Annotated in this window: 13 protein-coding genes, 1 pseudogene and 1 riboswitch; of the genes and pseudogenes, 7 read left to right on the plus strand and 7 right to left on the minus strand. The window is 71.8% G+C overall.

Annotated elements, in window-relative coordinates:
* The 4 genes and pseudogenes from ASE15_RS20525 to ASE15_RS17825 form a co-directional block, all read right to left on the minus strand.
* Positions 1–98, minus strand: a pseudogene (locus ASE15_RS20525) (superoxide dismutase); the annotation flags it as partial.
* A gap of 233 nt (positions 99–331) precedes the next feature.
* The gene (locus ASE15_RS17815; protein ID WP_056648365.1) at positions 332–973 is read right to left on the minus strand and encodes a 1-acyl-sn-glycerol-3-phosphate acyltransferase; all 642 of its coding nucleotides are present in this window, start codon (positions 971–973) and stop codon (positions 332–334) included.
* A gap of 162 nt (positions 974–1,135) precedes the next feature.
* The gene (locus ASE15_RS17820; RefSeq protein WP_082618581.1) at positions 1,136–2,743 is read right to left on the minus strand and encodes a PQQ-binding-like beta-propeller repeat protein; all 1,608 of its coding nucleotides are present in this window, start codon (positions 2,741–2,743) and stop codon (positions 1,136–1,138) included.
* 43 nt (positions 2,744–2,786) lie between these two features.
* Positions 2,787–4,010: an NYN domain-containing protein gene (locus tag ASE15_RS17825; protein WP_056648357.1), complete on the minus strand. Its 1,224-nt coding sequence runs from the start codon at positions 4,008–4,010 to the stop codon at positions 2,787–2,789.
* Between the two features lie 107 nt (positions 4,011–4,117).
* Between ASE15_RS17825 and ASE15_RS17830 the strand changes: the two genes are divergently transcribed.
* The 3 genes from ASE15_RS17830 to ASE15_RS17840 all read left to right on the plus strand — a co-directional run bounded on the left by ASE15_RS17830 (position 4,118) and on the right by ASE15_RS17840 (position 12,048).
* The gene (locus ASE15_RS17830; RefSeq protein WP_056764826.1) at positions 4,118–4,816 is read left to right on the plus strand and encodes an aspartate/glutamate racemase family protein; all 699 of its coding nucleotides are present in this window, start codon (positions 4,118–4,120) and stop codon (positions 4,814–4,816) included.
* Between the two features lie 350 nt (positions 4,817–5,166).
* The gene (locus tag ASE15_RS17835; RefSeq protein WP_056764828.1) at positions 5,167–8,514 is read left to right on the plus strand and encodes a discoidin domain-containing protein; all 3,348 of its coding nucleotides are present in this window, start codon (positions 5,167–5,169) and stop codon (positions 8,512–8,514) included.
* 129 nt (positions 8,515–8,643) lie between these two features.
* The gene (locus ASE15_RS17840; protein WP_056764830.1) at positions 8,644–12,048 is read left to right on the plus strand and encodes a CARDB domain-containing protein; all 3,405 of its coding nucleotides are present in this window, start codon (positions 8,644–8,646) and stop codon (positions 12,046–12,048) included.
* A gap of 102 nt (positions 12,049–12,150) precedes the next feature.
* Here the strand turns inward: ASE15_RS17840 and ASE15_RS17845 are convergent, their stop codons facing one another.
* A complete protein-coding gene (locus ASE15_RS17845; protein WP_056764832.1) occupies positions 12,151–13,608 on the minus strand; it encodes a PQQ-binding-like beta-propeller repeat protein in 1,458 nt (485 codons plus the stop codon).
* A 210-nt stretch (positions 13,609–13,818) separates the two neighbouring features.
* A riboswitch (SAM riboswitch) is annotated at positions 13,819–13,921 on the plus strand.
* A gap of 5 nt (positions 13,922–13,926) precedes the next feature.
* Here ASE15_RS17845 and ASE15_RS21695 point away from each other — a divergent pair.
* Genes ASE15_RS21695 through metE form a run of 3 tightly spaced genes read left to right on the plus strand, consistent with a single transcriptional unit; the run spans position 13,927 to position 17,485 of the window.
* A complete protein-coding gene (locus ASE15_RS21695; protein ID WP_255354355.1) occupies positions 13,927–14,052 on the plus strand; it encodes a hypothetical protein in 126 nt (41 codons plus the stop codon).
* Positions 14,049–15,098 carry a methylenetetrahydrofolate reductase gene (locus ASE15_RS17850; RefSeq protein WP_056648341.1) on the plus strand — a complete coding sequence of 350 codons (1,050 nt, stop codon included), beginning with the start codon at positions 14,049–14,051 and terminating at the stop codon, positions 15,096–15,098. The genes ASE15_RS21695 and ASE15_RS17850 overlap by 4 nt, the downstream gene beginning before the upstream one ends.
* A gap of 20 nt (positions 15,099–15,118) precedes the next feature.
* Positions 15,119–17,485 (plus strand): 5-methyltetrahydropteroyltriglutamate--homocysteine S-methyltransferase, encoded by a 2,367-nt coding sequence (metE, locus tag ASE15_RS17855; RefSeq protein WP_056764834.1) that lies wholly within the window; start codon positions 15,119–15,121, stop codon positions 17,483–17,485.
* A gap of 222 nt (positions 17,486–17,707) precedes the next feature.
* Here the strand turns inward: metE and ASE15_RS17860 are convergent, their stop codons facing one another.
* Both ASE15_RS17860 and ASE15_RS17865 read right to left on the minus strand, forming a co-directional pair.
* Positions 17,708–17,917 (minus strand): hypothetical protein, encoded by a 210-nt coding sequence (locus ASE15_RS17860; RefSeq protein WP_056648334.1) that lies wholly within the window; start codon positions 17,915–17,917, stop codon positions 17,708–17,710.
* Between the two features lie 108 nt (positions 17,918–18,025).
* Positions 18,026–18,274: a DUF2630 family protein gene (locus ASE15_RS17865; RefSeq protein ID WP_056648330.1), complete on the minus strand. Its 249-nt coding sequence runs from the start codon at positions 18,272–18,274 to the stop codon at positions 18,026–18,028.
* Positions 18,275–18,506: 232 nt separating this feature from the next.
* Between ASE15_RS17865 and ASE15_RS17870 the strand changes: the two genes are divergently transcribed.
* Positions 18,507–18,776 carry a GlsB/YeaQ/YmgE family stress response membrane protein gene (locus ASE15_RS17870; protein WP_056648328.1) on the plus strand — a complete coding sequence of 90 codons (270 nt, stop codon included), beginning with the start codon at positions 18,507–18,509 and terminating at the stop codon, positions 18,774–18,776.
* Positions 18,777–18,882: the final 106 nt, after the last annotated feature.

Genomic DNA, 18,882 nt, shown 5'->3' on the forward strand with positions numbered 1-18,882 from the left:
TGGTGCTTGGAGTGGTGCAGCTCCATGATGCGGCCGGAGATGTGGGGCTCGAGTGCGCCGTAGTCGTACGACAGCTCGGGAAGGGTGTAGACAGCCATGGTGAGTCCTCTCGTTCGGTGTCGGCCACGCTAGGACCTCAACCTGGGTTGAGGTCAAGTCGGACGCCCCGGGTCGCGGCCGCGGCGGATGGACCCGCTCGGCACGATCCCTGGGGCACGTGGCCCTGCCCCGAGCACATCATGACCGGGCGCGACCTGCACGTCCTTCTCAGGAACGGGCGTGTCCCGGTGGCAGACCGCGGTACGTCAGGTGGCGAGACAGGTGGCGAGACTCAGCTCGCGCGCTGCTGGCCGCTCATCGCGTGGATCGACTCCATGACCTGGTCGGTGAGCTCGCGCCGCGCCTGCGCGGGCTTGCCCGAGGTGATCTGGCGCGCGGGCTCGATGGGCTTGCCGAACTCGACCGTCACGCGGTGGATGCGCGGGAGGCGCGCGCCGACGGGCTGGACCTTGTCGGTGCCCTTGATCGCGACGGGGACGATCGGCGCGTGGCCCGCGAGCGCGAGCCAGGCGACACCGGTGTGCCCCTTGTGGAGCTTGCCGTCGCGCGAGCGCGTGCCCTCGGGGTAGATCCCGAAGGCACCCCCGTTGTTGAGCACCTCGAGCGCGTCCTCGAGCGAGCGCTGCCCGGCACGCGGGTCGTCGCGCTGCACGGGGATGTGGCCGAGGGTCGTGAAGAACCAGCGCGAGACGCGCCCCTTGAGCCCGGTGCCCGTGAAGTACTCGGCCTTGGCGAGGAACGTGACGTGCCGGGGAGCGACGATCGGGATGAGCAGCGAGTCCACGAACGAGAGGTGGTTGCTCGCGAGGATCACGGGCCCGCGCCGGGGGATGTTGTTCAGACCGGTCACGCGTGGCCTCAGGAACGCGTAGGCCAGGAGCGACAGGATCAGCTTCAGCACCCGGTAAGTCATCCGTACATTGTGCACCGACGTGCAGGGGTGCCCGACGACGACCGCCCGCCCGGGCGTGGTGCGCGGTGGCCGCGCGGCGGACCACCGGGGAGAACGCCCGGGATTGCACAGATGTTCACGGCGCCTGGTTCGGCGCGCACCCCGCGACCGCTCAGGGTCTCGTCAACCGAACGCGACGACCGTCCCGTTCTTCGTGCCGAACACGCCGCCACCGACCGCGAAGAGGCTCCACGCGTCGACGGGCACCTGCTCCTCCCACCGTGTGCTCCCGTCGACCACGTCGATCGACACCCAGCGGGACTGCGCGCCGTTGTCCGAGCTGTAGGCGATCGTCAGCCCGCCGCGGCTCGCGAAGGCCGCCGTGACCTGGCCGCTCGCCGTTCCGACCGCGGAGTCCTTCCACACCCACACCTCCTCGCCCGTGGCCGTGTCCACGGCCACCGCGCCCGGGTAGGACGAGATGACGGTCAGATCGCGAGTGACGAGGAGAACCTGGGTGGCGTAGCCCGAGAAGGTCCACAGCTCGTCACCCGCCTCGTCGAGCGCCACGAACCCGGGTCCTCTCCTCGAGAACAGCAAGGGCGGTCCCGTACCGTCCGTCGCGAGGGACTCCATGAGCTCGCCCTCGACGCTCCAGAGCGCCGTCCCGTCGGTGTCCAGGAGCTCGGAGTCGGTCATCCCGGCCCGGACGAGTCGACCGTCACGGATCTGCTGCACGCGGGTCAGCTCCGTGGAGAGGACCGTCCCGTCGGTCGACAGGCTGGCGTTCACGTCGCACCCGAGGAGCATGAGGACTCCGCCCGTCTCGTAGAGCTGCACCACGTCCCAGCCGTCGGCCGACGGGCTGCCCTCCTGGTAGGCCATGCACGAGCTGTCGCCCTCGTCGGACGTGCGCGTGGGCACGGTCTGCGTCCAGCGCACCTCGCCCGTGCGGGCGTCCTCGACGAGCACGACGACGTCACGTCCGTCCCGTACCACCCGCGCCAGGTCACCGGTCGAGAGCACCGCGGCGTTTCCTCGGGCGGGGTCCAGAGCACGCTCGGCCATGGTCCTCCCGTCCAGCCCGAGGACCGTGACCGTGCTCGGGGGGAGCGTGAAGGCCGGGGCGGCCTCCTCTGCCTCGGCCCAGCCCAGGCACGTGACCGACCGCGCGTCGAGGGCGTCGGCCGACGGACCACCAGAGGCGCCGCACTGCACGGACCCCAGGCCGTCGCGCCGCCACGCCTCTGCGCCCGTCGTGCGGTCGTACGCGACGAGCGCGCCCTCGGCGGCGACGACGAAGAGCTCGCCCGCCGCGAGCGGCCAGGCCTCACCGACGTCGACGGTCCACAGCTCGCGCGGTGGTCGCTCGAGCCCGACGACGCCACCGGGCACCGCCCGCAGCAGCGCCTCGGCCTGCCGGGCACGCACCACGTCCACGAGGGTCAGGCCGCCGAGCACCAGGACGAGCGCGGCCGCGACCCCGCCGAGGAGCACGCGTCGGCGCTTCCGGGCCTTCAGGTCGGTCGGCCCGTCCTCATGGGCGGCCCCGTCGGACCCCGACGCGCCCGGCACGGCACCGGCCTCACCTTCCTCGCCCGGCGAACCCGCGGCGACGTCCGCGCCCGGGCGCGCGGCGCCGTCGGGCAGGGGCGTGCCGTGGACTCCTGGCACGCCACCGGGCGCGTCCCAGCCCCCGGGCAGCGGCACGAAGAGGTCGTCACCGTCGTCCAGGTCGTCGACCACCTCGAAGGTGATCGGGCGAGGTTGCTCTCGGCGTCGAAAGGGCACGCCCGGAGCCTAGCTCCCGGGCGTGCCCTCGTGACGGGTCCGCTCAGCGCGACGCGACGGTGACCAGGTAGTCGTCGGCGTCGTCGTCCCAGCGCAGCTCGATCGCGCCCGCGGTCTGCGCGGCCTTGCAGAACTGGAGGAAGCTGCGGTAGCCGAGCGCCTTCTCGCTGAAGTCCGGCCGCTTCTTGCGGAGCTGGTTCTTGAGGCCCGACAGCGGCGCCGAGTCGCCCTGCTCCCCCACGACCGTGCGCAGCAGCGCGAAGTCGTCGCCCGCGTGCCCGCGCTCGGGCAGCGAGACCTCGGGGTCTCCCGTCGCGGGGCCCGCGCTGAGCTGCACCACTCCGCGCTCCTCGAGGTAGCGCAGGAACTCCCCGAAGTTGCGGAAGCCGTAGTCGGCCTCGCTGAACGTGGGGTCCTTGCGCAGCAGGGTGCGCTTGAGCGTCGAGGCCACGACGGCCCCGCTCGACGAGCTCGACAGGTCCGCGAGGGTCTGCGCGACGAGGACCGCGAGGTCCTCGTCCTCGGACGCGGACGACGCGCCGTGCCCGACGGCGGACTCGAGCTCGGCCTCGACGTCCAGCGGGACGGGCGTGGGCTCGGGCAGCGAAGGTACAGGCTCGGTGGCCGTCTCCGTGGCCGATGCGGGCGGCGTCGCGGACCCGCCCGAGGGAGCGGCCGAGGCCTTGCTCGAGGAGCTCGACGAACCCGACGACCTTCCCGAGGACTTGCGCGCCGTGCTGCGGTTCGAGCTGTTCGAGGACCGCTTGCGCTCGACGGGCTCGTCGGGGATCTCGACCCCCTCGAGGCGGTCGTAGAAGAGGAACTCGTCGCACGCAGGCGGCAGCAGCTTGGACGTCGAGTTCTCGACGCCGATCCCGATCACGCGCTTGTTGAGCTCGCGCAGCTTGTGCACGAGGGGCGAGAAGTCGCTGTCCCCTGTGCACATGACGAACGTCGAGATGTACTCGCGCTCGAACGCCATCTCGATCGCGTCGACGACCATCTTGATGTCGGCGGCGTTCTTGCGCGAGGCCCCCATGCGCTGGGGCATCTCGATGAGCTCGACCTGGTGGCGGGTCAGGGAGCGTCGGTCCTCGTCGAAGTAGGACCAGTCGGCATAGGCGCGGCGGACCACGACCCGACCGCGCGCGGCGAGCGCGTCGGCGATCGGCTTGAAGTCGAAGGTCATCCCGCCCAGATGGTCGCGCGCACCCAGCGCGAGGTTGTCGTAGTCGAGGAAGACGGCCAGACGTTCTTCGGTGTCCATGTCCGCCAGGGTATGGCCCGGGCGGGGCGAACGCCCATCCGCCGGGGCGGCCGGGTGGCGGAGCGCGGGGCCTCGTCCGGCCGCGAGCGCCGCGCTAGCATCGGTCGGTGCGCAAGATCGGGCTGCTGGGTGGCATGAGCTGGGAGAGTTCTGCCCTCTACTACGCCGTCATCAACGAGGGCGTGAAGGATCGCCTCGGCGGGCTGCACTCGGCGCGCTGCGTGCTGGGGTCGGTCGACTTCGCCGAGGTCGAGGAGATGCAGTCGACGGGCGACTGGGAGGCCGCGGGCGCGCTGCTCGCCGCCGAGGCCGTGGCGCTGGAGCGCGCAGGTGCCGAGCTCCTCGTCCTGTGCACCAACACCATGCACAAGGTCGCCGACGCGATCGAGCGCGCGGTCGGCATCCCGCTGCTCCACCTCGCCGACGTGACGGCTCAGGCCGTGCTCGCTGCGGGGCTCAGGACGGTCGCCCTCCTCGGGACGCGCTTCACCATGGAGGAGGCCTTCTACCGCGACCGGCTCGCGGGCCACGGCCTCCAGGTCCTGGTCCCCGGCGCCGACGACCGGTCGACGGTCGACCGCGTGATCTACCAGGAGCTCGTGCTCGGCGAGGTGCGCGACGCGTCGCGCGACGCCTTCCGTCGCATCATCGACGAGCTCGCCTCGCGCGGGGCCGAGGGTGTGATCCTCGGGTGCACCGAGATCGAGCTGCTCGTCGGGCCCGCGGACAGCGCGCTCCCGACCTTCCCGACCACGCGCCTGCACGCCGAGGCCGCGGTCCGCGAGGCCCTCGCCCCCCTCGCCTGAGCGCACCGACTTCCCCCCTTCTCGGCCAGTGCGGGCGCGGCCGCGCGGCCGCCCGCCCTGGCGCGCGGGGACATGTTGGGACATGAACCCCCTCTGCGCCAGTTTTCCGACACTTGTTGACGTTTCACCCACCCCTCAGTAGCGTTCTTGCTGAGTTGATGCAAGAACTGAACAGTTGTCTGCTCGAAGTGGAGCAGATGGCTGCAACTCTCGAAGGATCAGCCAGTCGAGCAGCCCGGGATCCCCGGGCCACGCCTGCGCCTTCAGGGCCTCAGCGATGGAGCGAGGCCGGTCTGGCACGGGGCTCGCCCTACCACCGTCACCGTTGACGGGAGATCGAGGACCTACCGATGAGAAGTCCACGCACGTCACTCCGGCTGCTCGCAGCAGCCACCAGCGCCACCCTGCTCCTACCGTTCGCCCTGGCGACGTCGGCCGCCGCGGCTCCCGTCGTCCTCTCGGCGGGCAAGCCCGCCGCGGCGAGCAGCAACAGCTCGCCCTACCTGGCGGGCAACCTCACCGACGGCAACCAGGGCACCTACTGGGAGTCCGCGAACGGCGCGTTCCCCCAGTGGGCGCAGGTCGACCTCGGGTCGGCGGCCTCCGTCGAGGACCTGGTGCTCAAGCTCCCGGCCGGCTGGGGAGCACGGACCCAGACCATCACGCTCCAGTCCAGCACCGACGGCTCGTCGTACAGCACCCTCAAGGCGAGCGCCGCGTACACGTTCGACCCCACCTCGGGGAACACCGTGACGGTCGACGTGCCCGACACGTCCGCGCGGTACGTCCGTGCGAGCGTCTCGGCCAACACCGGCTGGCCGGCCGGGCAGCTCTCGGAGCTCGAGGTCCGCGGGACGGCCGGGACCGGCGGGGGCACCGACCCCGGCGGCCCGGGCACCCCGCCGACCGGCACCGACCTCGCCCAGGGCAAGCCCGTCGAGGGCTCCTCGACCGAGTGGACCTTCGTGGCGTCGAACGCCACCGACGGGAACCCGGCGACCTACTGGGAGGGGGCGGGCGGGCAGTACCCGAGCACCCTCACCGTGGGGCTGGGGTCCGACGTGGCGCTCAGCGACGTCGTCGTGAAGGTGCCTCCGGCGGCCGCCTGGTCGGCCCGCACCCAGACCTTCGAGATCCAGGGCCGGGCCCAGACCGGCGGGGCGTGGACCACGCTCAAGGCCTCGGCCGCCTACCGGTTCGATCCCTCGACCGGCAACTCGGTGTCCGTCCCCGTGAGCGGCACCGCGGCCGACGTCCGGCTGCGCTTCACGGGCAACACCGGTTCGGGCAACGGTCAGGTCGCCGAGCTGCAGGTCTACGGCACCCCGGCGTCCAACCCCGACCTCACCGTCACAGGGGTCACGGCGACCCCGGTGTCCCCGCTCGAGTCGGACGCCATCACCCTGACGGCGACGGTCAAGAACATCGGGACCAAGGCGTCGGCCGCGACCGACGTGGCCTTCACGCTCGACGGGCAGACCGTGACGACCAAGCCCGTCGGGGCGATTGCCGCCGGCGCGCAGTCCGTCGTCACCGCGAGCATCGGCAGCCGGACGGCGGGCTCCTACGCGATCGGGGCCGCCGCCGACGCGGCGAAGACCGTGGTCGAGCAGGACGAGTCCAACAACGCCTACACGCACCCGACCCGGCTGGTCGTCACGGCCGTGCCGAGCTCCGACCTGATCCCCACCCTGACCTGGAACCCCAGCAACCCCGCGGCCGGCAGCACCGTCACGTTCACGGCGACGCTCGCCAACCAGGGCAACATCGCCTCGGCCGCCGGCAGCCACGGCGTGACCGTCACGCTCAGGGACACGGCGACGGGCGCCACGGTCAAGACGCTCACGGGGAGCGTCTCCGGGTCCGTCGCGGTCGGCGCGACCAGCGCGGGCGTGAACCTGGGCACCTGGGTCGCGGGCGACGGCAGCTACGACGCGACCGTGGTCGTCGCGGCGGACGCCCACGAGGTCGCGGCCAAGCAGGCCAACAACACCGCGACGCGGTCGCTCTTCGTCGGGCGTGGCGCGAACATGCCCTACGACACCTACGAGGCGGAGGACGGCGTCGTGGGCGGGGGCGCACAGGTCGTCGGGCCCAACCGGACCGTCGGTGACATCGCCGGCGAGGCGTCGGGCCGCAGGGCGGTCACCCTGAACACGACGGGCGCCTACGTCGAGTGGACCACCAAGGCTCCGACCAACACGCTCGTGACCCGGTTCTCGATCCCCGACTCGACGGGCGGCGGCGGGACCGACGCGACGCTCGACGTCTACGTCGACGGGCAGCTCCTCAAGACCCTCGACCTCACGTCGCGGTACGCGTGGCTCTACGGCAACGAGACCAACCCCGGCAACCAGCCCGGGGCCGGCGGCCCCCGTCACATCTACGACGAGACCAGCGTCCTGCTCGGGACCACCGTCCCGGCCGGCGCGAAGATCAGGCTCCAGAAGTCCGCGAGCAACACCTCCCGCTACGCGATCGACTTCGTCGACCTCGAGCTCGCGACGGCGCAGCCCAACCCGAACCCCGTCGCGTACGTCCAGCCCGCGGGCTTCACGCACCAGGCGGTCCAGAACGCCCTCGACAAGGTCCGCATGGACACGACCGGCACCCTCAAGGGCGTCTACCTCCCGGCCGGCGACTACCAGACCGCGAGCAAGTTCCAGGTCTACGGCAAGGCCGTCGACGTCGTGGGCGCGGGCCCCTGGTTCACGCGCTTCTTCGCCCCGGCGTCCCAGGAGAACACCGACATCGGCTTCCGGGCCGAGGGCACGGCCAACGGCTCGGCGTTCCGCGACTTCGCCTACTTCGGGAACTACACGTCACGCATCGACGGGCCGGGCAAGGTCTTCGACTTCGCGAACGTCAAGGACATGACGATCGACAACATCTGGGTCGAGCACATGATCTGCATGTTCTGGGCGTCCAACATGGACGACTCGGAGATCAAGAACTCCCGCATCCGCAACACGTTCGCGGACGCGCTCAACATGACCAACGGCAGCGCGAACAACCACGTGCACAACAGCTCGGCCCGAGGCACCGGGGACGACTCGTTCGCGCTCTTCGCGGCGACCGACTCGGGAGGCAGCGGACAGCAGGGCAACGTGTTCGAGAACCTCACGTCGACGCTCACCTGGCGTGCGGCCGGCCTCGCGGTCTACGGGGGGCAGGACAACACGTTCCGCAACTTCTACATCGCGGACACCCTCGTCTACTCGGGCGTGACGATCAGCTCGCTCGACTTCGGCTACCCGATGGAAGGGTTCGGCCCCCTGCCGACGACGTTCGACGGCATCACCGTGGTGCGGTCGGGCGGGCACTTCTGGGGCTCCCAGACGTTCCCGGCGGTCTGGCTGTTCTCGGCGTCGAAGAAGTTCAGCGCGATCCGGGTCAACGACCTCGACATCGTCGACCCGACCTACGCCGGGATCATGTTCCAGACGAACTACGTGGGGTCCACCCCGCAGAACCCGTTCCAGGACACGGTCCTCTCGAACGTCTCGATCACCGGTGCCCGCAAGAGCGGCGACCAGTTCGACGCCAAGTCCGGCTTCGGCATCTGGGTCAACGAGGCGGCCGAGGCCGGCCAGGGTCCGGCGGTCGGCTCGGTCACGTTCAACAACCTGCAGATGAGCAACAACGTCCAGGACATCAAGAACACGACGTCGACGTTCACGATCGTCCGCAACCCGTAGCGGCCGATCCCCGACGGCGGGCGGCCGGCCACTCTCCGGCCGCCCGTCGTCGGGCCCCCGGGGTGGTCGTCCCCGACCACCCCGCACCCGGAAGACCGACCCGCCCTGGGCGGGAGATCAAGGACGATCATGAGAACACCGTTGAAGCACCTGGTCGTGGTGAGCACCGCGATCGCGCTCGTCGTACCGCTCGGCGCGGCGGCCGTGGCACAGGCCGCGCCCCCCGCACCGACCAACCTGGCCGTCGGCAAGCCCGTCGCGGCCTCGTCGGTCACGCAGAGCTATGCGGCCTCGAACGCGAACGACGACAGCACCAGCACCTACTGGGAGGGCGCGGGCGGGCAGTACCCCTCGCACCTGACCGTCAGCCTCGGCAAGGACGCCGACCTCGACCGCGTCGTGGTCAAGCTGCCGCCGCCCTCCGCCTGGTCCTCACGGAACCAGACCTTCTCGCTGCTCGGCCGCGCCGAGGGCGCGACGACCTTCACGACCCTCAAGGCCTCGGCGGCCTACGCGTTCGACCCGGCGACGGGCAACAGCGTCGCGATCCCGGTCTCGGCCGAGGTCGCGGACGTCCGCCTCGCCTTCACGGGCAACACGGGGGCGGCGAACGCGCAGGTCGCCGAGCTCCAGGTCTGGGGCACGTCCGACGGGTCGGGCGAGCCGACGCCCGAGCCCACCGAGACCCCCACGGACCCGACCGGGACCAACCATGCCAAGAGCCGGCCTGCCGTCGCCTCCTCGACCGAGTGGCAGTTCGCGGCGGGCAACGCCGTCGACGGGCAGCCGAGCACCTACTGGGAGGGCGCGGGCGGGCAGTACCCCTCGACGCTCGACGTGCAGCTCGCCTCCCCGACCGAGGTCAGCACCGTGACCGTCAGGCTGAACCCTGACGCCGCCTGGGGTCCGCGCACGCAGACCTTCTCGGTGTGGGGCAGGTCCGGGACCGGGTCCTGGCAGCAGCTCAAGGCCTCTGCGGCCTACGCGTTCGCGCCCTCGACCGGGAACACCCGCAGCATCACGGTGGCAGGGAGCGTCACCGACGTGCGGCTCCAGTTCACGGCCAACACCGGCGCGGGCAACGGCCAGGTCGCCGAGCTCGAGGTCTACGGCACCCCGGCCGCCAACCCGAACCTGACCGTCACGGCGGTCGGCGCGACACCGGCCGCGCCCGACGCGACGACCCCCGTCGCGCTCACGGCGACGGTCAGGAACACGGGCGACCGCGCATCGGCGGCGACCACGCTGGACGTCACGGCCAACGGCCAGAAGGTCGGCTCGGCCGCGGTCGGTGCGCTCCAGCCCGGCGCGTCGACCCAGGTCACGGTCGCGATCGGCGCCCGTCCCGCGGGCCAGTACACGATCGGTGCGGTCGTGGACCCGACGAACACCGTGGTCGAGAAGGACGAGACCGACAACGCCTTCACGTCCCCGACGAAGCTCGTCGTGGGCGAGGCGCCCGGGCCGGACCTCGAGATCGTCTCGGTCTCGTCCACCCCGGCCAACCCCGCCGTCGGTGCGGCCGTGACGTTCTCGGTGCAGGTGCGCAACCGCGGCGACCAGCCCGTCCCGGCCGGTTCGGTGACGCGCGTCGTCGCCGGCTCGACCACGCTCAGCGGCACGACGCCGGCCATCGCCGCGGGCGCGACCGTCACGGTCTCCCCGAGCGGCTCGTGGACCGCGACCAACGGCGGGGCCACCGTGACGGCCACTGCCGACGCGACCGGCGTCGTCGCCGAGACGAACGAGAACAACAACACGGGCACGCTCACCGTGACCGTGGGCCGCGGCGCGGCCGTCCCGTACACGACGTACGAGGCGGAGGAGGGCCAGTACACGGGCACGCTGCTCCAGGCCGACCCGCTGCGCACGTTCGGGCACACGAACTTCGCCTCGGAGTCGTCGGGCCGTGAGTCCGTGCGCCTCACCAGCACGGGCCAGTACGTCCAGCTCACCTCGACCAGCGCGACGAACTCGATCGTCGTGCGCAGCTCGATCCCCGACGCCCCCGGGGGCGGCGGCCAGGAGAAGACCATCAGCCTCTACGCGGACGGCCAGTTCGTGCAGAAGCTGACCCTGTCCTCGAAGCACTCCTGGCTCTACGGCACCTCCGACGGGCCCGAGTCGCTGAGCAACACGCCCAGCGGTGACGCGCGTCGTCTCTTCGACGAGTCCCACGCGCTGCTCGGCCGGTCCTTCCCGGCGGGCACGGTGTTCACGCTCCAGCGCGACGCCGGGGACGACGCGGCGTTCTACATCATCGACCTCGTCGAGCTCGAGCAGGTCGCTCCCCCGACCGCCAAGCCCGCACAGTGCACGTCGATCACCGAGTACGGCGCCGTGCCGAACGACGGGCTCGAGGACACGGCCGCCATCCAGGCCGCGGTCACCGCGAACCAGAACGGCGAGATCGAGTGCGTGTGGATCCCGGCGGGGCAGTGGCGCCAGGAGAAGAAGATCCTGACCGACGACCCGCTGAACCGCGGCATGCACAACCAGGTGGGCATCAGCGACGTGACGATCCGCGGCGCCGGCATGTGGCACTCGCAGCTCTACACGCTCCTCGAGCCGCACCTCGCCCCGGGCGTCATCAACCACCCGCACGAGGGCAACTTCGGGTTCGACATCGACGACAACGTCCAGATCTCCGACATCGCGATCTTCGGGTCCGGCCGGATCCGCGGCAACAACGCCCAGGAGGAGGGTGGCGTCGGCCTCAACGGCCGGTTCGGCAAGAACACGAAGATCAGCAACGTGTGGATCGAGCACGCGAACGTCGGAGTGTGGGTCGGTCGCGACTACGACAACATCCCCGAGCTGTGGGGGCCGGCCGACGGGCTGCAGCTCACCGGCATGCGCATCCGCAACACCTACGCGGACGGCATCAACTTCAGCAACGGGACGCGCAACTCGCTCGTCGTCAACTCGACGTTCCGCACCACGGGCGACGACGCGCTCGCCGTCTGGGCCAACCCCTACGTCAAGGACCGCACCGTCGACGTCGCCCACAGCAACGCGTTCCGCAACAACACGGTCCAGCTGCCGTGGCGCGCCAACGGCATCGCGATCTACGGCGGCTACGACAACTCGATCGAGAACAACCTGATCTCCGACACCGCGAACTACCCCGGCATCATGCTGGCGACCGACCACTCCCCGCTGCCGTTCTCCGGGACGACGCTCATCGCCAACAACGGGCTCTACCGCACGGGCGGGGCGTTCTGGAACGAGGACCAGGAGTTCGGTGCGATCACGCTGTTCCCGCAGACGCACGACATCACGGGCGTGATCATCCGCGACACCGACGTCTACGACTCGACCTACGACGGGATCCAGTTCAAGAACGGCGGCGGGAGCATGCCCGACGTCCGGATCTCGAACGTCCGCATCGACGGGTCGCAGAACGGGTCCGGGATCCTCGCGATGAGCGGGGCGCGCGGCAACGCGATCCTGTCGGGCGTCACCATCACCAACTCCGGTGAGGGGGACATCGACAAGGAGCCCGGCTCGCAGTTCGTCATCTCGGGGAGCTGACCGAGGAGCTCGACCGTCGTGCGGTGCCAGGGGGTCCTGGCACCGCACGACGGCGTCGCGCAGCTCGTCGGGTCGACCGCGGGGCCCGGCGGCCCGGCACTCTCATCCCAGCCCGGTGATCGCCGACCGGTCGAACCGCAACCGCCCGTCCGCGGCCAGGAACGCCTCAGGATCCCCGCCGTGCTCCTGGGTCCACCGGACATCGCCCGTCGCTTGGTCGAGCGCCACCACGGTGTATCCCCCCGACGCGGCCGGCCCCACCAGGATCGCCGTGGCCCCGTCGGCGCCGGTGCCACCGACGCGCTGCGGCAGAGCGTCCGAGAGCGGGCCGACGACGCGACGCCACCGCTCGTCGCCCGTCACGGCGTCGAGCGCGACGGTCTCCCGGTCGATGGTCTGCACGATCACGACGTCCGCGGTCCGGACGAGAACCTGCCGCGCCGCGACCTGTGCGGTCCAGGCCGTCGCGCCGCCGGGGTGCAGCGCGAGCAACGCGTCGCCCTGGTCCAGCAGGATCAGGTCCTGGGTCGTCCCGTGGTGCGCGCCGCCCTCGAGCAGCAGTCCCTCGCTCGTCCACCGCACCGTACCGTCTGCCGCCAGGGCGTCGGCCGGGCCCGCCACAGCGGTACCCGACGACCGGAGGAACGTCCCGTCACCCAGCGCGGCAACCGTCGTCAGAGCCAGGGGCTCGTCGACGACCAGGCCGTCGGCGGTCAGGAACGACCAGACCCCGCAGCCGAACACCGTGACCACCCCTGACCGGACCTCGGTCCGCAGGACGCCCCCCACCGATCCCTCGCACGTCCACTCCAGGCCGGACTCCCGCACGGTCAGCCGCTGCTCCCACGCGACCTCGCCCGTCCGCACGTCGGTGGCGCGCACCACGGCCCCTGCCGCGTCCCTGCTCGCCTGGAGCACCACGCCACCGACCCCGACGGTCGGGGTCCCCGCCGCCAGGTCGAGCACGCCGTCGGCCACCACCGAGCCGTCGAGGCTCACGAGCCGGGCGGTCACCTCGTCGGCAGCGGTCTCGAGGCACACGACGAACCTCGCCGTCCCGTCCCCGACAGCGGATTCGGTCGAGCCGGCCGTGGACTCCGTGCTCGCGCTGCAGTCCTGCCCCGCGAGCTCGTCGAGCCGCCAGCTCTCGGTGCCCGTCCCGACGTCGAACCCCGCGAGACCGGAGCGGCCCGGCACCACCAGCAGGTCGTCGACGACGAAGGGCGTCCCGCCGTCGGTCGTGACGCTCCACAGGTCGCGTGGCGCGTGGCTCAGGTCGAGCACGCCGCCGTCGGTCCGCTCGATCGCCTCGTGCGTGTCGTCCTGCGTCGACGCTCTGTCCACGAGCACCACGGCGAGCGCGACCCCGACCGCGGCGACGCCGAGCACGAGGCCCGCGCGCCGACGTCGGGTCTGCGGGGAGCGCCCACGGCGCGCCGGGCGGGCCGGTCCCCCCTGCCCTCCAGCCGGGTCCGGCCCGCCCGGCGCGTCGAGGTCGTTCCCCTCCGCAGAGTCGTCGAGCACGAACGTGACGGTCTGCTGGCTGCGGCGGCGGGGCACGCTCGGAGCCTAGTGGTCACGGACGGGCGCCCCGACCTCCCCCGGGACGACCGACGGGCGTACGTTGGGAGAGCGCCCGCGGGACCGACGGAGCACCGCGCGGGAGTGCGCGAGAACCGCGAAACGGGTCGAATCCGCACCGCCAGACCCTTCTGTCTCACTCTTCGAGCAGATACTGGCTCAGATCATGGATTCCCCCTACGATCGTCAACACCATCCAGAGCGGTCGAGAGTCCTGGCTCGTTGACACCGCAGCAACCCCCCAACGGAAGCCTCCCGCGGGTACGGGTGCTACAGCCAGGTTCGATGGAGCGATTCATGACCGAGGCATCTTTCCGCGCAACCCCGCACCGCGGGGTCCTGTGCACCGTCCACCGCGCCCCGCGCACGGCCACCGTGGTCACCGCCGGCGCGCCCCTCGCCCTCCCGGCGGTCGCCCGATGAGCATCGTCGACCTGGGGCACTTCGGGCACGAGGCACCGCGACCCACGGTGTCGTTCGAGCTCATGCCCCCGCGCCGCCCCGACGCCGCGCCCAAGTTCTGGGAGACCGCGCGCCGGCTCGTCGCGACCTCGCCCGACTTCGTGTCGGTCACCTACGGCGCGGCCGGCACGGACCGCGAGACCTCGCGCCGCGTCATCAGCCAGCTCCTGCACGGCACGCCCGTGCTGCCCATCGCGCACCTGACCTGCGTGGGTGCCTCGCGCGAGGACGTCGAGGACGTCATCACGGACTTCCTCGACGCGGGAGTGCGCAGCTTCCTCGCCCTGCGCGGGGACCCGCCGCGCGACCAGCCCGACTGGCGCCCCGCCGAGGACGGCGTGCGGTCGAGCACCGAGCTCGTGGCCCTGCTGCGCGAGGTCGAGGCCGCGCGCTGCGCCGCGAGCCCGAGCGTCGCGCTGCGCGGCGCGGCCCGCCCCCTGACCATCGCGGTCGCGACGTTCCCCGACGGCAACCTCGCCGCGGGCACGAGCCGCACCCAGGAGGTGCGCCGCCTCTGGCAGAAGCAGCAGGCCGGAGCGGACTTCGCGATCACGCAGCTCTTCTACGAAGCGTCGTCCTACATCGACTTCGTCGCCGAGGCGCGCGCCGCCGGCGTGACCATCCCGATCCTCGCGGGCCTCCTGCCCATGACGGACCCGGCCCGCCTCGCACGCGTCGAGGAGCTCACGGGGGTCCCCGCGCCGCGTCGCGTCGTCGAGGCCCTCGAGGCGGAACCGGACCCGGCCGCGCGCCACGCGCTGGGCATCCGGCACTCGGTCGAGCTCGCTCGCCAGGTCCTCGCGGCCGGCGCGCCCGGCCTCCACATCTACACCTTCAACAAGCACCAAGCCGCTCTAGACCTGCTCGAGGGAGTCGACCTCGGCGGTGGGGCAGCGGGGGACGCCAGCGGCGTCTCGTCCCGCACCCCCGACCTGGCCAGCGGGCCGTGGGTCTCCGGCACTCCCCTTCCCTCCTCCGAGCCTGCCCTGGGCAGCGCATCGGTCTGACCAGTTCAGAGGTATTCACCATGAGTGCACCCACGTTCCCCTCCGGTTCCGTCCTCGGCTACCCCCGCATCGGCCCGCGCCGCGAGCTCAAGAAGGCCGTCGAGTCCTTCTGGGCCGGCAGGACCACGGCCGACGAGCTCGAGGCCACGGCCTCGGCGCTGCGCGTCGCGGCCGCCCAGCGTCTCGTCGACCTGGGCCTCGACGCCTCGTCGGGCGCCGTGCCCGGCTCGTTCTCCTACTACGACCAGGTGCTCGACGTCGTCGCTCTCCTCGGGGCGGTCCCGTCGCGCTTCGCGTCGCTCACCGACGAGAAGGGCGCGCTGGACCTCGCGGGCTACTTCACGGTCGCGCGCGGCGCGGGCGAGGACGCTCCGCTCGAGATGACCAAGTGGTTCGACACGAACTACCACTACCTGGTCCCCGAGATCAGCGAGTCCACGCCGTTCCGCTTCGCGGACGACCGCATCGTGCGCCAGTTCGTCGAGGCCAAGGCCGCGGGCGTCGTGACCCGTCCCGTCGTCGTCGGGCCCGTCACGTTCCTCGCGCTGTCCAAGGCCGCCGACGACAGCGCGCCCGGCTTCAGCCCGCTCTCGCGCCTCGCGGACGTCCTGCCCGTGTACGTCGAGCTGCTGCGCGCCCTGGCCGCGGCCGGTGCACCGTGGGTGCAGCTCGACGAGCCCGCGCTCGTGTCCGACTCGATCGACGTGCCGGCCGCCGAGGTCCACGCCGCGATCACCGAGGCGTACCGGGTGCTCGCGACCGAGCTCGCGGTGGGTACCGAGCGTCCCGCGATCCTCGTGGGGGCACCGTTCGGCGGGCTCGTCGGCTCCGGGCAGGACGGCCTCGACGGCCTCGCTCTCCTGGCCGCGTCCGACGTCGAGGCGATCTCGCTCGACCTCGTCAAGGGCGCCGTCCCGGCGGGCCCCGTCGCGGGCCTCGCGGACAAGACCGTCGTCGCGGGCGTGATCGACGGCCACAACATCTGGCGCGCCGACCTCACCGCGAAGCTCGACGTCCTCGACGCGGTGCGCGGGCTGGGTGCCGGCGCCGTGTCGGTCGGCAGCTCGACCTCCCTCCTGCACGTCCCGCACGACGTCGAAGCCGAGGACTGGACGAACGGCTCGATCGACGCCCGCCTGCGTGACTGGCTCGCGTTCGCCGACCAGAAGGTCGGCGAGATCGCGATCCTCGCCCGGGCACTGACCGAGGGGCGTGACGCGGTCGCCGAGCAGATCGAGGCGTCCCGCGCCGCGGTGGCCTCGCGCGCGGTGGCGAGCGGCGTCGTCGTGCCTGCGGTGCGCGAGCGCGCCGCAGCCCTGACCGAGGGCGACTTCTCGCGCGGCGACTACGCCGAGCGCGCGGCTGCCCAGCAGGCCAAGCTGAACCTCCCGCTGCTGCCGACCACGACCATCGGGTCGTTCCCGCAGACCCCGGAGATCCGCCGGGCGCGCGCGCTCAACGTCAAGGGCGAGCTGTCCGACGTCGACTACACGACCGCGATGCAGGACGAGATCCGCCGCGTGGTCGAGCTCCAGGAGCAGATCGGCCTGGACGTCCTGGTGCACGGCGAGCCCGAGCGCAACGACATGGTCCAGTACTTCGCGGAGAACCTCGACGGGTTCGCCGTCACCGCGAACGGCTGGGTCCAGTCCTACGGCTCGCGCTGCGTGCGCCCGCCGATCCTGTGGGGCGACGTCACGCGTCCCGCCCCCATCACGGTCGACTGGTCGACGTTCACGGCCTCGCTCACCGAGAAGCCGGTCAAGGGCATGCTGACCGGTCCGGTCACGATCCTCGCGTGGTCGTTCGTGCGCGACGACCAGCCGCTCGGCGACACGGCCAACCAGGTGGGCCTGGCGCTGCGCGACGAGATCGCGGACCTCGAGGCGGCCGGCATCGGCATCATCCAGGTCGACGAGCCCGCGCTGCGCGAGCTCCTCCCGCTGCGCAAGGACGACCAGGCCGCGTACCTCGACTGGTCGGTGAGCTCGTTCCGCCTCGCGACCGCGGGCGTCGAGGCCGAGACGCAGATCCACACGCACCTGTGCTACTCGGAGTTCGGCGAGGTCATCGGGGCGATCGACGGGCTCGACGCCGACGTGACGTCGGTCGAGGCCGCGCGCTCGCGCATGGAGATCGTGCCCGAGCTGGCCGAGGCCGGCTACGCCCGCGGGATCGGCCCGGGTGTCTACGACATCCACTCGCCGCGCGTCCCCTCGACCGAGGAGGTCACCGACCTCCTCGAGCTCGCGGTGAAGTCGATCGACTCGCGCCTCGTGTGGGTCAACCCCGACTGCGGTCTGAAGACGCGTCGCTACGAGGAGACCGTGGCCTCCCTCGAGAACCTCGTCTCGGCGACGAACGCGGTGCGCGCCCAGCTCGGCTGACGCTCGGGACACCCGGGGAGGTCTTCGCGGGCTCGAGCCTGCCCGAGGAGAGCGTGGCCACGAAGGTAGGCACTGCCTGAGATCGGCACCGCCTCACATGGACACCGCCCCACAGCGACACCGCCCGCGGCCCCGGCCGCGCGGCGGACGGAAGCCGCCGGGACGGACGAGGGGCCCAGCACCGTGCGGTGCTGGGCCCCTCGTCGTGCGTGCCGTCCGGCGTCAGCGGTCCCGGCCGGCCATCGGGATGAAGCAGCCGAGCGTGACCAGCGCGAGGCCCGCGGAGAAGATCCAGGCGTGGCCCGACTCGACCGTGAAGGCCCACCCGAAGGCGACCATCCCGCCCACGAACAGGATGAACGCCACGAGGAAGCGGGCGACGGCCCCGGCTCGCTCGGTGGCCTCGTTGCGCTGCGTCGTCTGGCTGCTCATGCTCTTCGCTCCGTACTGGTCGTGTCGTTCGGTGGGGTCTCGCGGGGTTCCCCCGCGCGAGCGGGGGGCGTCTGCCCGACGACGTCACGCACGCGAGGCGTCCGGCCGTCAGTCCAGGTAGTGCTCCACCGTACCGGCATCCCGGATCGACGCGGCATCCGGGTCACTCCCGAACTCCCTCGCGGCGTCGCGCTGTCTCAGCAGGTCCCAGCACTGGTCGAGCTCGGTCTCGATCGCGCGGAGCCGCACGTGCTCCTCCGACGCGGTGATCTCCCCACCGGCGAGCTCGTCGCGCAGGCGCCGCTCCTCCGCCACCAGGTCGCCGATGTACTGCCGGATCCCTCGGTCCTCGGTCATTCCCCCACGGTACGACCGGGGCGCGGCGCGCGCCCGACGGGTCGCCCACCGGTGTGCAGTCCGCGCGCACGGGGACGCGCGGTGCCACCGCCGACTGCTCGTCGCAACCCGAATCACCCGGAACGTGACGTGTCCGACGATCTGCGCCATTCGACGTGCGAGCCGCGCGGAACGCTGTCAAGGTAGGTGCTTACCGGCCAATAAGGCACATTCGGGACAAAAGGAGAATGACATGGGCTTCATCGCATTCATCGTTCTGGGACTGCTCGCCGGACTCATCGCTCGCGCCATCCTCCCGGGCAAGCAGACCGGGTCGATCCTCATGACGATCCTCCTCGGCATCGTCGGTGCGCTGCTCGGCGGCTGGCTCGGGAGCGTCCTGTTCTCGGCGCCCCTCGAGGAGTTCTTCTCGATCCAGACGTGGCTGCTCGCGATCGTCGGCTCGGTCATCGTGCTGGGCATCTACGGCGCGGTGCGCGGGCGCAACGGTCGTACCGCCTGACCGACCCGCTCCCCCAGGCCGTCACCGCGCGCTCGTCGCGCCCCGTCCGGCCGCGGTGGCAGAGCGAAGGGCCCGCTTCCTCGTCCTGAGGAGGCGGGCCCTTCGT

The sequence above is a fragment of the Oerskovia sp. Root22 genome, assembly GCF_001429135.1.
Taxonomy (GTDB): domain Bacteria; phylum Actinomycetota; class Actinomycetes; order Actinomycetales; family Cellulomonadaceae; genus Oerskovia; species Oerskovia enterophila.